This window comes from Phosphitispora fastidiosa, assembly GCF_019008365.1.
In the GTDB taxonomy this organism is placed as follows: Bacteria; Bacillota; Thermincolia; order Thermincolales; family UBA2595; genus Phosphitispora; species Phosphitispora fastidiosa.
The window spans coordinates 23,568-39,760 of the sequence record NZ_JAHHUL010000003.1 but is presented as its reverse complement, the minus strand read 5'-3'; the positions used below and the strand labels follow the sequence as shown (position 1 = coordinate 39,760).

At 44.2% G+C, this 16,193-nt stretch carries 7 protein-coding genes; 3 read left to right on the top strand and 4 right to left on the bottom strand.

Going from position 1 to position 16,193, the window contains the following annotated elements; translation table 11 throughout:
• Positions 1–124: 124 nt before the first annotated feature.
• Positions 125–4,804, bottom strand: coding sequence for a S8 family serine peptidase (locus Ga0451573_RS04335; protein WP_231682662.1), 4,680 nt, complete (start codon positions 4,802–4,804; stop codon positions 125–127).
• On the bottom strand, positions 4,786–5,037 hold the full coding sequence (locus Ga0451573_RS04330; RefSeq protein WP_231682661.1) for an S-layer homology domain-containing protein: 252 nt from the start codon (positions 5,035–5,037) through the stop codon (positions 4,786–4,788). The genes Ga0451573_RS04335 and Ga0451573_RS04330 overlap by 19 nt, the downstream gene beginning before the upstream one ends.
• 449 nt (positions 5,038–5,486) lie before the next feature.
• On the opposite strand from Ga0451573_RS04330, the gene Ga0451573_RS04325 reads away from it, so the two are divergent.
• On the top strand, positions 5,487–6,245 hold the full coding sequence (locus tag Ga0451573_RS04325; RefSeq protein ID WP_231682660.1) for a Uma2 family endonuclease: 759 nt from the start codon (positions 5,487–5,489) through the stop codon (positions 6,243–6,245).
• A gap of 94 nt (positions 6,246–6,339) precedes the next feature.
• Here the strand turns inward: Ga0451573_RS04325 and Ga0451573_RS04320 are convergent, their stop codons facing one another.
• Both Ga0451573_RS04320 and Ga0451573_RS04315 read right to left on the bottom strand, forming a co-directional pair.
• Positions 6,340–7,602 (bottom strand): copper amine oxidase N-terminal domain-containing protein, encoded by a 1,263-nt coding sequence (locus Ga0451573_RS04320; protein WP_231682659.1) that lies wholly within the window; start codon positions 7,600–7,602, stop codon positions 6,340–6,342.
• Between the two features lie 198 nt (positions 7,603–7,800).
• Positions 7,801–10,947 carry an InlB B-repeat-containing protein gene (locus Ga0451573_RS04315; protein WP_231682658.1) on the bottom strand — a complete coding sequence of 1,049 codons (3,147 nt, stop codon included), beginning with the start codon at positions 10,945–10,947 and terminating at the stop codon, positions 7,801–7,803.
• A gap of 266 nt (positions 10,948–11,213) precedes the next feature.
• Between Ga0451573_RS04315 and carB the strand changes: the two genes are divergently transcribed.
• The gene (gene carB / locus Ga0451573_RS04310; RefSeq protein WP_231682657.1) at positions 11,214–14,441 is read left to right on the top strand and encodes a carbamoyl-phosphate synthase large subunit; all 3,228 of its coding nucleotides are present in this window, start codon (positions 11,214–11,216) and stop codon (positions 14,439–14,441) included.
• A 52-nt stretch (positions 14,442–14,493) separates the two neighbouring features.
• Entirely contained in the window at positions 14,494–15,894 is a 1,401-nt protein-coding gene (locus Ga0451573_RS04305) for an amidophosphoribosyltransferase (RefSeq protein ID WP_231682656.1), read from the top strand.
• Positions 15,895–16,193: the final 299 nt, after the last annotated feature.

The following is a 16,193-nucleotide window of genomic DNA, read 5'->3' as shown; positions in this document are numbered from 1 at the left end:
TTCAAGAAAAAAAGCCCATTCACTTCTTCATTTGAACGACATTTAGCGCAGTCAACCATAATTGGTGCTGCGCTAAATGTCATTTAAGGATATTTTTTTATCCCTTTTGAAACCTCAACGAAAGTTAATATATTACATCAAGCACAAGGATCTCTAAAGCACAATTCAATACATCGCCCCCATATTCCTCAATGCGAACGGTATAATCTCCTGGGGACAGAGATAACATAATAGAGGAATAATACCCGTCACTATAGTCATCATTATAGGCAATCTCAGTACCGTTCGTATCATAAATATACAAAACGGTATCACAGTCTTCCATGTAGTAAGAGGTGGTAAATTCATATATCCCTTCCTGCACAACGGTTATCGGTATTTCATGCTGTCCTTCAGTATTCTGGATGTTCTCCAGATATACCGACGTCTTGATAACAAATTGCGGGATACTGAAGTTAACTGTGATTTCCACGGACTCTGACGGTTGAATGCTCACATTCTGTATTTGATAACTGTATTCTTCTTTGTAGTGATCATAGTACGACAACACTACCTGGTAATCACCGGAAGGCATTGAGTGGAAGACGTGTCCCCCGTTTTCCCCGGTTAGTCCATAAGCCACCAGGTTTTCATTGATATCGAAAACGGAAATTACCCCATGTCCGATTCCGCTTACAGAGGCAGTATCTTTAATATTGGTGCTTACTGTCAATGAACCATATCGCATCGGCTCAATAGCCCCCAGCATAGCGTTTAAATCAATAACCCCATACCCCAGTTCTTCGTTGAAATCATTTCCCTGGGCGGTTTGTTCCAGCTGATTCTTTACCTCGATGGGAGTAAGGTCGGGGTACTTGGAAAGTAACAGCGCCGCAGCTCCCGCAACATATGGGGAAGCCGCTGTCGTGCCATCCAGGAATTGATACGATTCGTAACTATACGTGGAATATATTTTTTCGCCGGGTGCCGCCACCGAAATCCAGGGCCCGGTGTTGGAGGAGTCGGCCTCAGTATTATACGGTGTGGAAGCCGCCACAGCTATTACACCGTTATAAGATGCCGGGTAACTCGGAATTCTCTTGGAGCCGTCGCCTGCAGAAGTCACAAATACCACACCATTGTCCAAAGCATAATCGATGGCGTCTTTAAAGGCAAAATTGTAATCCCGCCGTCCCCCTACGCTCATATTGATTACAGCACGGTAATCCGGGTTATTGTACACATAATCCGCTACAGCTTCAGTCCCTTCAATCAAATATGAAGTTAGAATTCTTCCACTGCTGTCTTCCACTCTCACCGGCATAATAGGAGAATCCCAGGCGATGCCGGCAAGCTTACCGTTCCTGCCGTTATCCCCGGCAATCCCGGCCACATGTGTGCCGTGCCCGCTGAAGTCAACATTCGGATTACCTTCACCGGTGGCATCATAGGGTCCTATAAAGGTCTTATCGGCAAATTCCGGGTGGGTCGTGTCCACACCGGTATCAATGACAGCCAGAATTACATTACTGTCACCGGTGGTTTGCTGCCAGGCCCCCTGGGCATTGATATTTTGCAGGCCCCATGATTTGTCCAGGGCTGCCTCCGGCCCTACATCAATTGCAGGAGCTTCTGCCGCCGCCAGGCTCATTAATTGCTGCTGCTCATCCGCCACCTGTGGTTCAGGAGCTTCCATCATAAAATCGGGCTGTGCCATAATGACATCGCTGTCTCTGAGCAGTTTATGGATAAAGCTTTCTACAGTATCTCCTTCCGGTGTTTTTACCAGGCTCCAGCCGATATTCTCCCACACCTTTAGAGATTCACTGCCATAATGCTTCAGGGATTTTTCCAGAGCAGCCAGGTTGGCGGTTTTGACCAAAACCTGCCCGCTATCATAGTTGTTATCCTGATAGTTCAGGTAATCAACTGAAATATTACCTGGTGACTGGATATCATTAACAGTGGTAGTGAAGATATTTTCTCCATTAGCAGAACCGTTACCGGCTGTAGATACGGCATAGGAAAATCCGGTACTATCGGACTCAAACATTGCGAAGGCCTCTGCCGAGCTTATATCCCAGGAATAAATTCCACCGGGATTAAGCTCAAAGGGTACTACATAATCAAACCGGTCAGTAAAATATTGGGAATCTATCCGATAATCCGTGGCATCATATAATGAAAATTGAAACTCCTGGGTAACGGGACCATAAAGAGATTCATCAAAATCACCGCCGCCGGTTGAGACGTGCCAGCTAAATATAGGTGCAAGACCCGCGTCCTTTAAGCCGTTTTGCGGGCTGTCCAAATAGACATAAAGAGCAGGCAGGGGTATAACAAACCTGGTCAAGGCGCCCCCTTCATTGTCCCCGAAGCTGTTAAACGGAACAACTTTGTAATATGTTTTTTTGCCGATTTCGAGCAGGTGGCTATAGTCGTCGAATCTTCCAAGTTTTACTGTTCCAATCAGAGTATAGTCCACCCCGTCAAAACTCCGATAAACCTTATAACCACTTGCTCCCATGGCCAAACCCCAGGTTAGCCTGTTAGAAATGGAAACATCAACGGGATCAAGGCCGGACTGCTTTATATTTGCTCCTTCTACCCCATCAACCGGCAAAGAGTAATAACCGAAATTTATATTTTTTGTTTCAGAGGATAAATTCAGACTGGTAATTGCACCGGGTAACTCCGTGCTGCCGGCAGTGTTTTCAACAACTACCGGAATGACTGACAAGACAGCGTTGTCATTTTCGTCATAAACCAGTATTCTGATATAGGTATTGCCATTGGGATAACGGGTTGTATCAATCGTTACCGGTATCTGTGCTGTCTCTACTGCAAAGCCGTCATTGGGATACCGCTGCTCTCCGCCCAGGTAAACATAACCGGCAAAAAATTCATTTCCCGATTTAAGTGATACATCAAAGCTTATGGTTCCCGATACCTCGTCACCGGGATTAATCCCTTCGATAAGGAGTTCCGGAGGCGTATCTGTCCAGCCGGGATTAAAGGTGTCCCTGACAGGCACCTCAAACACATAATTTAGTTCATCCCAACTATAAACCGCATCGTGAACACTGTCCTCACCATATACATAGCCGGTAATATTCTTCCAATAAACGTTTTGTATTCTTGTGGCAGCATAAGCGGCTTTGGTAACTATAATATCACCAGGCTGTTCAAATATGTCCACAGGGTAGGTAAGTTTTGCCCCGGGGACTGTGGCCCCGCCACGGTTGTGGGTGACAAAGCCTTCGATGAACTTGGTACTGTCATTGTTTTCAATTTTAAAATACCCTAAGCCATTGGTTATGACCTCCGGTGCCTTAGTGGTAAATTCCCATAAGGGACCGGCCGTTTCTCCGCCGCGGCCGTCATTGGCCATTACCTTCCAGTAGTATTTTGTACTTCCTTCCAACAGACCGGCCGTATATGTGGCAGCCTGATGTCCGGTTACTGCTTTTACTGCCTGATCCATTTCGGCAACCAGGTTTTGGTCAGTGCCAAAATAAATATCATAGGTCAAAGCATGTCCATCGGGATCAGAGCATGTCCAGCCTAACACCGGGCTTAAAAAATCAACATTTTCCGCTCCGGCTGCCGGTGCAGGACTGCTTGCACTGCCGGGCGGCCTATTACTGCTGCCACCGCTGCCACCGCTGCTGCTGCCAGGGGTTTCGACTTCAAAGTCGTTTACAGTATTTTCAATATTCCCCGGCCCACTTACATCTATCGGTGAATTTAACACCAGATTGTTAACATTTGTACCTGCATTGAATATCAAATTGACCCCGGTTAAATTCTTTTCTACGGTGATTTCACTAAAATCACCTTCAAAGATGACCTCTTTATCAGTAACGCCATCTGTTAAGATAACACCCACCAGTTTACCTTCCGGGCCTTTAACACCCTTGGCCACTATGCGAACTTTGTTATTGACTTTCTCAATAACAATACTATTATACATGCCCCCGTTAATAACAATACTGTCAGGTCCGCCGCCTCTTACCCGGGCGGTCCCCACAACAGTTACGTTGTTTAAGGTTACTGTTCCTTCGCCCACTTCTTCAGCAATAATTAAATCCCCATTTACTTTTATATTCTGAAGAGTGATGCCATCGGCTTTAATGATTACATCCTTTGCTATTGTTTCAATACCGTCTGCAGGCCCGTACAAACCGGCCTGCTCATAAACAACCCCGGTAATTGAATTGGAAATGACATTATCCAAAGCTGCCAATGCCTCAGCTCTGGTTACATATTTCCCGGGCATAAAGGAACCGTCAGGGTAACCATTCATATAGGCAGCTTCAATTACAGCACCCACTGCACCTTTGGCCCATTGGGATACATCAGCCCCGTCACTGAATTTGAGAACAGCGCCGGGATTAGCCGGCAACTCCTGAATTCTGGATATAATTGCCGCTGCTTCCTGACGGGTTATTGGCGCTTCAGGTTTCATGGTGCCATCAGGGTAACCGGCAATATAACCCGCTGCTGCAGCTCTTGCCACAACATTTTCATACCATATGCCTGAGGGTACATCCCTGTAATTAATCTCTTTGCCTTCGGTGTAACCAAAAGCATTATTTGTAAAGGCCATGAATTCAGCCCTTGATATATTCTCATCAGGCTTAAACGTGCCATCCGGAAAACCGCTCGCCAGACCCTGATCAAGCCATTTTTGGATTTTGTCCTTTGACCAGTGTGAGGTTATGTCTGAAGGTGTTGACGCAATTGCTGTGGTACTGGTCACAACAAGAATAAGTATCAGTACTGTAGCTGCTTTAAAAATTCGAATCATCTTTTTGTCAAACATGCAATCCCTCCCCAAAATAATATTCCAGCTCTCGTAATCTTATCTTTTGGTGCAAGTGTCTTATCATCTCTTCCTGAAACTATACCCATTTTTAAACACTTTGCAATACTCGTCTTCGCCCAGTCAGCAGATTTGTGAGAATCATTATACTCTGCCAGCAAATTTTCCGACTCCTGAGCATTGGCCTGATATTGGAGACCTGTAATCTCAGACGCCCTGTCTATCATTGCCATGTCCTGTTCACCTGTTCCAGGCTGTAAACCCAATGCCCTTGCCATGTCCCTATACTTTCAACTTTACCATTGATAATTACCTCTGCATCTGTTCCAGCCGTTTCAATCAACTATTTCACTTGTGCAGCTATCATCACTGTACAGCTTCCAGGTGGCACCGGGGTCGGTCGGTATTATTCCAGCTTGTTCATTACCCCCTTATAAGTCATATTGTTCTTAATACCCCTTTCCTTAAAATCATTACTTCAACACTTGATATTCTGTAGATAAGCCGCATTTATTTTTGCTTATACTTATTGATAACTTCTATGAGCAACCAGAAAATCCTGTCGGAAATAGTAGATTTATGTAAATTGTCGATGCTCTTTGTTTTGGTTGGTTACAGTTTACTTTGGTTAATATTCGGTATACAATAGAGGCAAACATATAATAGAAACAGAGGTGATAGCATGGCTGATAATAACGAACTGATAACCGCCCACGTTCTGGCTGATACTTTAAACCTGGCTGTTGACACAATCTGGAGATACACCCGAGAGAAAAAAATCCCCTGCGTGGACCTGGGCAATAAACAATACCGTTACCGTTATGCCGATGTAATTAAAGCGCTGGCCGGGTCAACCGTTCAGGAAAATGCGGCCAGGTATGAGATCGACCCCACTAAAAAGTATACTTATCAGGATTACCTGGAACTCCCGGAAGAACCAGGATACCGGTTCGAGGTTCTCGAAGGGGTTTTGGTCAGGGACCCGTCACCCAATGTTATGCACCAGAGGGTATCCCGCCGGCTGCAGCGAATTTTGGAAGACTACTTTTGGAAGGCTGACCCCGGTGGCGAAATTTTCAATGCACCATTGGATGTAACGTTTCAGGATATTACTGTTGTCCAGCCAGATGTGTTCTATATTGCGGGGGAACAAAAACCAATCGTAAAGAAAAAACGTATTGACGGCCCTCCAAAACTGGTGGTTGAAGTAATGTCTCCTTCAACCGGTCGCAAAGACAGGCTGACAAAGATGCGGATTTACCGGAATATCCAGGTCCTGCACTATTGGCTGGTGAACCCGGACGAAAAAAGTCTGGAATGTTTTTTTCTGAAGGATGGCATATATGCCCTTGCTGCATCCGGAATGGATGAAGAGGTTGTCGAACACCCGGATTTTCCCGAGTTGGTTATTGACTTAGGGGCCTTGTGGCAGACTTATTAAGAAAAAACAGCCTCCGGATAAACCACGGAAACTGTTTTTCACCTGCACAGTAATATAGTATTGGAAAACAAACCGCCTATATTGGATCAGACAGTTAATCATCGATTTGAGAAGTGATTTGTTCTTCTATAGGGAGTTGATAGAAGTCCTTATAATCTAAAACCCCCTTATACTGCTTTACCACATTTATCGGTAACCCTTTGGAATAATACGTCAGTTCAATCCCTTCTCCCTCTTGTTTAGAATACATATCTCCCGAATAATATACTTTACCGTCATAGATAAATTTCATCTTTACTATTTCACACCCTATAACTAATGCAAAATTATCATATGCAGTTTCATACATATACCGGGCCCTTAAGGGGTCGTCCAAAGAATCCATTAAGTCCAATGCCTTCTTATCCTTGGCAATAATTAGGGTCATCCCTTCGGTTGCATAGAGATTATACGGTTCAGGCCATAATCCATCAACTACCGATACGGTAATCAGATTGTCCAACTCCTTTTTAACTGCTTCGTAGTCGGCGCCTATTCCCTTGGGTTTATCAGTTAAAATTTCTACCAATTGATTATCTGCATCCCAGTTAACCTCAGCGCCAAGAGCTTCAGAGATAAATCTCACCGGCACCAGTGTTCTGCCATCCTTTAAAAAAGGAGCCACATCCAAGTCTTTGTTTGTGCCGTTTATTTTAGACAGTTTTTTATCTATTGTGAGAACAATGGTAGTTCCGTCTTTGTTGGCGGTAACAGTTCGGGCATTTCCGTCCCATGAAACCTGTGCCCCAAGAGCCTCAAAAATTGCACGCATAGGAACCATGGTTCTTCCTTCTGAAATTAACGGCTGCACGTCCAAATCAAGCAGTTCCCCTCCGACTCGGACACTGATACCAATAAAATTCTGGAATTCCGGTGTCTGTCTAATGGCATTAAAGTCGCTGTCTTGCCGAATGGCAATTTTATCGCTGATATTCAAAGCTAAAAGCCGTTTCAAATAATTAATTGCCTGATCTTTTTCCCCCAGTTTGGCACCGGCACATGCTGCATTATAAAGAGCCAGTTGGTTGTTGTGGTTTAGTTTAAGTTGTTCCGCTAATGTATCCAATGCTTCTCTGGTCCTGCCCATTTCAAAATAACAATTAGACTTATTCCGATAAGCTTCCATAATTAATAGATCTTTTGCCAGCATCTCATCTGCCAGTTTGATACATCCTTCATACTGACCACTTTTACCCAGGTCATTCATCTGGTTAGCTGTTTCAATCAAATTAACTTCAGCCGCATGTGCCAGAACAGGAAAACCGATAAAGGAACCACATAATAGAAAAACCGATAACAAAAGAATCAATTTTTTCATCCTAAAAATCACCCCTTAAAACTCATAATTTGGCAGCTTCCAGTGTTACCCATTCGGTTTACTTACCAAATACATTTCGACAGCTTAATAAAAATCCCTTTTCGGGTAGAATATTCCATGCATCCTGTATCTAATATGTAAAAAAACCGCCGTCTAAGATGTCTTAGCACTCTTAGTCAGCGGTTTTTTGAATTGAGCTTAAATCAGATTCGATTTTTGTAAAAGTCTGCTTACCATTATTGCAACTTCTGCTCTGGTAATATTCTCCCGGGGAGCAATAATACTGCCATTTTTACCGGATACAATTTGTGTCTTTACACATGCAGCAATACTTTCTTTGGCCCAGTTTGCCGCTGTGGTTCCATCCACATATTCAGCAAGTACACTTTCTGTTTCATCAATTATTTCTACTTTTAATCCCGTAATGTTCATAGCTCTGAATATCATAGTCATTGCCTGCTCACGGGTAATTTTGTCCATAGGGCCAAACTTGCTGTTGCCAAAACCTGATACTATACCATACTCGTAAGCAATTTGTACATGTTCATAATACCAATCGGCAGTTTTTATATCAGTAAATGGATTATTCTCCGTTCCTGGCTTCAGTCCTAGTGCTCTTACAATTATTGCCGCAAATTCTGCCCTGGTAATATCACGGTCAGGTGCAAACATATCATTACCAATACCGCCGATGACAAGCCTCGAACCCATATCATTGACAGCGTCTTTGGCCCAGTGGTCCCTAACATCTATGAATTCTCTGGGGTTCCATATAACGCCATAAGTGCTGTTGGTCAGGCTGTTGATTTTGGCGTAACATTTTCCATCAATAACAATCACCTGGGTAGGCACATGGGAGAAAGTTCCGTCCTCATTTAGTACAATACCCGTTGTTATCTTTGAGGGGTCTATACCATCCGGTATGGCAACGGTTCTTTCAACAAACCCGTTGAATTCGGAAACATTGACCGTCTTTTCTCCGCTGCTGGACGTTATTTGAAAGTCTATGGGTTTTACGACTATCTGGTAGTTGTTCTTATTTGCAGTGTCTTCAATGATGCGTACAGTGTCCTTAGGAGACTGGGCTATTTTTATGCTTATTTTCACGTCTTTGTGCTCAACCTCTCCTCCCAATTCTGCTAACACATTATCTATATTAATTTCCGATGCAGGAATAGTGTATTTTACTGTTTGTGTCTGTATCTCCAAGACAGCACCTTTTGTTTCCATAGTCTTTATAACCTTTCCGGTAAGCTCTCCTACATTAACGTCGGAGTTACCGCTGATGGGAATTTGAACTGTAATGTTGCTGCCCTCGGTATTAAGAATTTTTTCAAGAATGCTTTCATCTACAGTAACAGTTGTTACAGTCTCTCCATTTACTAATTCATTTGTGGTTGTTCCGGCCAATTCCACTTGACCGTCAACGACTACCTCGGTTTTGGTATCTATAGTTGGTGTCGGTGTTGTTGAGCCTCCGGAACTATTTTTTCTCCACTGGGCATACAGGGTGACATTGCTGCTGCCCATGGCAAAGGTGTCTCCCCCGGTGTAGCTGGTACCGCTCCCATTAGCCGCTGTATTCCAGCCCGCAAAAGCATATCCTGTCCTGACAAGGCTTCCCGTATTTCCCAGGACGGTTGCAGTGTCGCCATTATGGTAGCTGGTAGCATCAGTGGGTACCGCACCCCCGGTGTTGCTGTTGCCGTCATAAGTTACTGTATAGGTATTTTCGGTCCACTGGGCATACAGGGTGACATTGCTGCTGCCCATGGCAAAGGTGTCTCCTCCGGTGTAGCTGGTACCGCTCCCATTAGCCGCTGTATTCCAGCCTGCAAAGGTGTAGCCTGTTTTCACCAGGGAGCCGGTATTCCCCAGTACGATGACTGTATCCGTAATATTATATGTATTGCCATCTGTGGGCACCGAACCGCCTGTATTTGTATTGCCATTATAGGTCACGGTGTAATCCACGGCTGTCCACTGGGCATATAAGGTGACATTACTGGTGCCTATGGCAAAGGTGTCTCCCCCGGTGTAGCTGGTACCGCTCCCATTGGCCGCCGTATTCCAGCCCGCAAAAGTATATCCTGTCCTGACAAGGCTTCCCGTATTTCCCAGGACGGTTGCAGTGTCGCCATTATGGTAGCTGGTAGCATCAGTGGGTACCGCACCCCCGGTGTTGCTGTTGCCGTCATAAGTTACTGTATAGGTATTTTCGGTCCACTGGGCATACAGGGTGACATTGCTGCTGCCCATGGCAAAGGTGTCTCCCCCGGTGTAGCTGGTACCGCTCCCATTAGCCGCTGTATTCCAGCCTGCAAAGGTGTAGCCTGCCTTGACCAGGCTTCCGGTATTCCCCAGGACGGTAACTGTATCTGTGATGTTATATGTATTGCCATCTGTGGGCACCGAACCGCCTGTATTTGTATTGCCATTATAGGTCACGGTGTAATCCACGACTGTCCACTGGGCATACAGGGTGACATTACTGGTGCCTATGGCAAAGGTGTCTCCCCCGGTGTAGCTCGTACCGCTCCCATTGGCCGCCGTATTCCAGCCCGCAAAAGTATATCCTGTCCTGACAAGGCTTCCCGTATTTCCCATGACGGTTGCAGTGTCGCCATTATGGTAGCTGGTAGCATCAGTGGGTACCGCACCCCCGGTGTTGCTGTTGCCATCATAAGTTACTGTATAGGTAGGTACTTCATGTAACTTAAGTTGGATACCATCATACTGGATATAATCTGCTATTACATCCGGCGAAACGTTTATTGTAGCTTCCAGAATCACTTTTACACTTCGCGTGTTTGGATGAATTGATGATATATTAATAGTTTTTTGCTCCCATGAAACATCCGTATCGGCAGTGCTTCCAACAGTTTCATATTCCTCCCCTGAAATAAGAACTCCACTATTGTCCAGTAACTGTATTCTTATTTTATTGGCAGATACTGCTTTATATCTTGAAACATATCCGGATAATTCAAGATTAACTGCTCCATTTGAAATATTTACAGCATAATCTGTCAATGATACTGTCTGTGAAAGAGATGCAGCTGCCGCCGCTCCTGGATAAAAAGTAAAGCACCAGCCTGCCGGATCAGTCGCATCAGGACTTGGATCCAATCCAAGATTAGCTGATGTGTCTGAAATAAAACTTCCGGTATCCCCCTCCCAGTTATTGAACCCATTGGCACAATTACCGTTTAAGAGTATATCCACATCATAAATTTCCGCTGCACTTACCTGTACTGGCAAAAATGTAAGTACCGCTATTACCAAAGCTAAACAACCGAAGAAAAATTTACCGTAAATTTCCAAACTTCTCTTGTAATAATTCATCTCATGAAACACCTCCCTGAAACATATATAAATATAATTATTGATTGATACAAAGTTTCCCTTTATTTCGACAAATTTTGGCGAATTTAATTTCTTCAGGTTATTGAACTTCCTTCTCAAACATCATGGACAGACCCAGAGACCTTGATAAACCTTCATTTTTAAATTTTATAGAAAAAAATTTCATAGAAAAAATGTTATTAAGTTTAAATTATTATATAATGTTTCATGAGAGACTCTACATTAATAAAGTAAGGAGATAAAACATGCCAAAACGAACTGACATCAACAAAATACTGATTATAGGCTCAGGACCCATAATTATAGGACAAGCCTGTGAATTTGATTATTCCGGTACTCAGGCTTGTAAAGCTCTGCGAAAGCTGGGTTATAAAATCGTACTGGTTAACTCAAATCCGGCAACTATTATGACTGACCCTGCTATGGCTGATGCAACTTATATCGAACCGCTTAACCTGGAAAGGGTATCTGAGATAATTGCTAAGGAGCGCCCTGATGCGCTGCTGCCTAATTTAGGAGGTCAATCCGCCCTTAACCTGTGCTTAGAGCTTTCAAAAGCAGGAGTTCTTGAAAAATATGACGTTAAAGTAATTGGAGTTCAGGTAGATGCAATAGAACGCGGTGAAGACAGAATTGCCTTTAAAGAAACCATGAATAAACTTGGTATTGAGATGCCTCAAAGCAAACCTGCTTACAGTATCGATGAAGCAGAAAAAATTGCCCTGGAACTTGGATTCCCTGTAGTTATCCGCCCTGCTTATACTATGGGCGGCACAGGGGGCGGACTGGTATATAATGTTGAGGAACTCAGGGTTATTGCTCAACGGGGGATTGCCGCCAGCCTTATTGGACAGATCCTTGTTGAAGAATCGGTACTTGGCTGGGAGGAGCTGGAACTCGAAGTCGTACGTGATGCCAAAAACCAAATGATTACTGTGTGTTTTATAGAAAATATAGATGCCATTGGTGTGCATACAGGTGACTCCTTCTGCTCGGCACCAATGCTGACAATTAGTCCTGAACTGCAACAGCGTTTGCAGAAATACTCTTACGATATCGTAGAAGCAATACAGGTAATTGGCGGCACTAATGTGCAATTTGCTCATGACCCGAAAACCGGCCGGGTAGTGGTTATTGAAATAAACCCCCGGACTTCACGATCTTCAGCCTTAGCATCTAAAGCCACAGGTTTTCCTATTGCCCTGATTTCTTCAATGCTGGCCGCAGGTCTTACTTTAGATGAAATTCCTTATTGGCGTGAGGGGACACTTGATAAATATACTCCATCCGGTGATTATGTGGTTGTTAAATTTCCGCGCTGGGCCTTTGAGAAGTTCAAAGGTTCTCACGACAAACTTGGCACCCAGATGAAGGCTGTCGGTGAAGTCATGAGTATCGGGAAAAACTATAAAGAAGCCTTCCAAAAATCTATTCGTTCCCTTGAAATTGGCCGTTATGGCCTGGGGTTTGCCAAGGACTTCAATAAGTGTTCCCTGAAGCAGCTTCTGGAATTGCTCACAGAGCCATCCAGTGAGCGGCAGTTCATTATGTATGAAGCATTACGCAAGGGAGCAGATATTAATGAACTCAGCAATTTAACTTATATCAAACCCTGGTTCATTGAACAAATGAAGGAACTGGTTTTATTGGAGGAAGAAATCCTGAAATATGCCGGGGACTCACTGCCTGACGCTTTACTTATCCAGGCAAAAAAAGACGGTTTTGCCGATCGTTACCTGGCTCTGCTTTTAGGGATCCCGGAGGAACAAATCAGGAACCGGCGTATTGCTTTAGGAGTAGTTGAAGGCTGGGAACCGGTTCCTGTAAGTGGTGTAGAGGATGCGGCATATTATTTTTCAACCTATAATGCAGAGGACAAAACCCAGTCCAGCAACAGGCAGAAGGTCATGATACTCGGAGGAGGTCCTAACCGGATCGGTCAGGGAATAGAGTTTGATTACTGTTGTGTACATGCAGCCTTTGCTTTGCGTGATATGGGCTATGAGACCATAATGGTAAACTGCAATCCCGAAACGGTTTCCACTGACTATGATACATCAGATAAGCTGTATTTTGAGCCACTGACTGTTGAAGATGTACTCAGCATTTACCACAAAGAAAACCCCCTGGGGATAATCATTCAATTTGGCGGGCAGACTCCGTTGAATATTGCCGGAGAACTTGCTAAAGCCGGAGCCAGAATTCTGGGCACTACCCCGGAAACAATAGATCTTGCCGAAGACCGCGACATGTTCCGTCAAATTATGGAAGAACTCGATATCCCAATGCCTGAATCCGGCATGGCCAGCACCCTGGAAGAGGCGCTTTCGATTGCCGGCAAAATCGGATATCCATTGATGGTTAGGCCATCATATGTTCTCGGCGGACGCGGCATGGAAATTATTTATGATGAGGGAATGCTTCACCAATATGTGAAAGCCGCTGTTGATGTAACCCCGGAACGGCCTATTCTGATAGACAGGTTCCTGGAAAATGCTATCGAAGCAGAAGCAGATGCCATTGCTGATGGAACCGACGCTTTTGTACCCGCTGTAATGGAACATATCGAATTGGCAGGTGTTCATTCCGGGGATTCAGCATGTGTAATCCCTCCAATCAATATTGCACCGACGCATCTGCAGACCATTTACGAATATACCTCAAAAATCGCCAGCAAAATGAAAGTCATCGGTCTGATGAACATGCAGTATGCTATTGCAGATGATCGTGTTTATGTTCTGGAAGCCAATCCCCGCGCTTCACGAACAGTTCCTCTGGTTTCAAAGGTCTGCAATATATCCATGGCACATATCGCCACAGAAATTATTCTGTCTAACCTGACAGGAAAAAAATCGCTGATCAAGGAGTTAAAACCCAGGAAGATTACCCATTTTGGAGTAAAAGAGGCTGTTTTCCCATTTAGCATGTTCCCTGAGGTAGATCCTCTTCTAGGACCGGAAATGCGTTCTACCGGAGAAGTCTTAGGTATTGCAAATTCCTTCGGACTTGCTTTCTTCAAAGCAGAGGAGGGCACCCAGGTATCCCTGCCGACCTCAGGAACTGTTTTAATCAGTGTCGCCCAGCAGGATAAAGCCGCTGCGCTTCAGGTCGCCAGGATGTTCACCGAGCTTGACTTTAAAATAAAAGCTACTAAAGGGACCCACAGCTTTTTAGCCAAAAACGGCATTAAATCAGAATTAATTAAGAAATTATACGAGGGCCGTCCAAATATAACAGATGCTATAATGAACAAAAAAGTACAGCTGATTGTAAATACACCAATCGGTAAACAAGGCCAGCATGATGATTCCTATATTCGGAAGACCGCTATCAAACATAAGATACCATATATCACCACCCTTACTGCCGCAATGGCAAGTGTTAAAGGAATCAAAGCCTACAGGGAAACTCATTCGAAAGAAGATAAGGCAAGATCCCTGCAAGATTACCATACTGACATTATAGAAGAATAATAATCAACAGGAGTCAAGGTATTTTAAATAAACGCAGGAGAGTGAATATATTATGGGGGGACTATTTGGGGTAGCGTCAAAAGGCAATTGTGTTATGGATTTATATTTCGGTACTGATTATCACTCACACTTAGGTACAAGCCGGGGTGGAATGGCAGTTTGGACCGGAAATAGTTTTGTAAGATCCATCCATAATATCGAAAACATTCAGTTCAGAGCAAAATTTGAGAACGATTTATCAGGTCTGGAGGGCAATATGGGCATTGGGTGCATCAGTGATAATGAGGCCCAACCTCTGTTGGTTTATTCCCACCTGGGCCACTATGCAATAACCACTGTAGGACGGATTAACAATATTCAGAATCTGGCCAATAAATCCTTAGCAAAAAAAAATACTCATTTTTTAGAGATGAGCAGGGGTGTAATCAATCCTACTGAAGTAGTTTCCTCTTTGATAGATGAAGGAGAGTCCTTTAAAGAAGGTATCCAAAAAGCGCAGGAAGCTATTGACGGTTCATGCACTATGCTGATACTGACTTCAGAAGGAATCTATGCCGCCAGGGACCGTTTCGGCAGAACACCTCTGATTGTCGGTGAAAAAGAAGGAGCTTACTGTGTATCCTTCGAGTCTTGTGCTTTTCCCAATATGGGATATCAGATGAAATATGAGCTTGGACCTGGAGAAACCATTCTTGTAACACCTGAAGGTATCGAAAAAATTTCACCTCCCCGTGAAAAAATGAAAATATGTGCTTTCCTATGGGTCTATTATGGTTATCCTTCTTCATCATATGAAGGAATGAATGTCGAGGTCATGCGGTATCGTAATGGCGCTGCCTTAGCCCGCAATGATGATGTGGAAGCAGACCTAATCGCCGGAATACCTGATTCCGGTATCGCCCATGCCATAGGTTATTCTAATGAATCCCGGGTTCCTTACGGCAGGCCTTTCATCAAATATACACCCACCTGGGCCAGAAGTTTTATGCCACAGGACCAGAATATCCGAAATCTTGTCGCCAGGATGAAGCTTATACCTATCACTGAATTAGTGGCAGAAAAGCGGATTCTTTTCTGTGATGACTCCATTGTGCGCGGTACCCAAATGAGGGAGACAACTGAGCTGCTTTACAACTGTAATGCCAAAGAAGTGCACATTCGGTCCGCTTGTCCCCCACTGGTTTTCGGCTGCAAATACCTTAATTTCTCCAGGTCAAACTCAGAGATGGACCTGGTAGCCCGGCGGGCTATACGGGACCTGGAAGGTAATGAGCCGGCTTCGCTGGATGAGTATTGCAAACCGGATTCAGAAAAATACAGTTGTATGATTGACTGGATTAAAATGCGTTTGAACTTTACCACATTAAAATATCAATCCCTGTATGATATGCTGGATGCAATCGGCTTGCCCTGGGACAATGTGTGTACCTATTGCTGGAACGGCAAAGAATAGTGCATGTGCGTCAAAATGCCCTCTCGCTTCGTTACGCGGTTCAACCCAATCCTCGGAATAATTCCATTATGCCTCCGGTTGGGTTGAACCGTGCGCCTTGCGAGAGGGCATTTTGCCAGTCACGAGTCAGATTTGGTGAAGTTATATCTTTATTCTCGGTCCACAAGATTTCTGGCCCTTCTGCTTAGCAGAAATTGTACACATCTATCCGACAATTCCTGCACAGTTATGTAGTGTAAATTGCTTTGATTGGTCAATTTGTGTATAATTGGTTAAATAATAGAATAATGATATGGAGG

What these genes read in the sequence shown, in the direction of transcription:
- Ga0451573_RS04335 (WP_231682662.1), bottom strand. Translation starts at nt 4,804, where the DNA reads ATGTTTGACAAAAAGATGATTCGAATTTTTAAAGCAGCTACAGTACTG.
- Ga0451573_RS04330 (WP_231682661.1), bottom strand. Translation starts at nt 5,037, where the DNA reads ATGGCAATGATAGACAGGGCGTCTGAGATTACAGGTCTCCAATATCAG.
- Ga0451573_RS04325 (WP_231682660.1), top strand. Translation starts at nt 5,487, where the DNA reads ATGGCTGATAATAACGAACTGATAACCGCCCACGTTCTGGCTGATACT.
- Ga0451573_RS04320 (WP_231682659.1), bottom strand. Translation starts at nt 7,602, where the DNA reads ATGAAAAAATTGATTCTTTTGTTATCGGTTTTTCTATTATGTGGTTCC.
- Ga0451573_RS04315 (WP_231682658.1), bottom strand. Translation starts at nt 10,947, where the DNA reads ATGAATTATTACAAGAGAAGTTTGGAAATTTACGGTAAATTTTTCTTC.
- carB (WP_231682657.1), top strand. Translation starts at nt 11,214, where the DNA reads ATGCCAAAACGAACTGACATCAACAAAATACTGATTATAGGCTCAGGA.
- Ga0451573_RS04305 (WP_231682656.1), top strand. Translation starts at nt 14,494, where the DNA reads ATGGGGGGACTATTTGGGGTAGCGTCAAAAGGCAATTGTGTTATGGAT.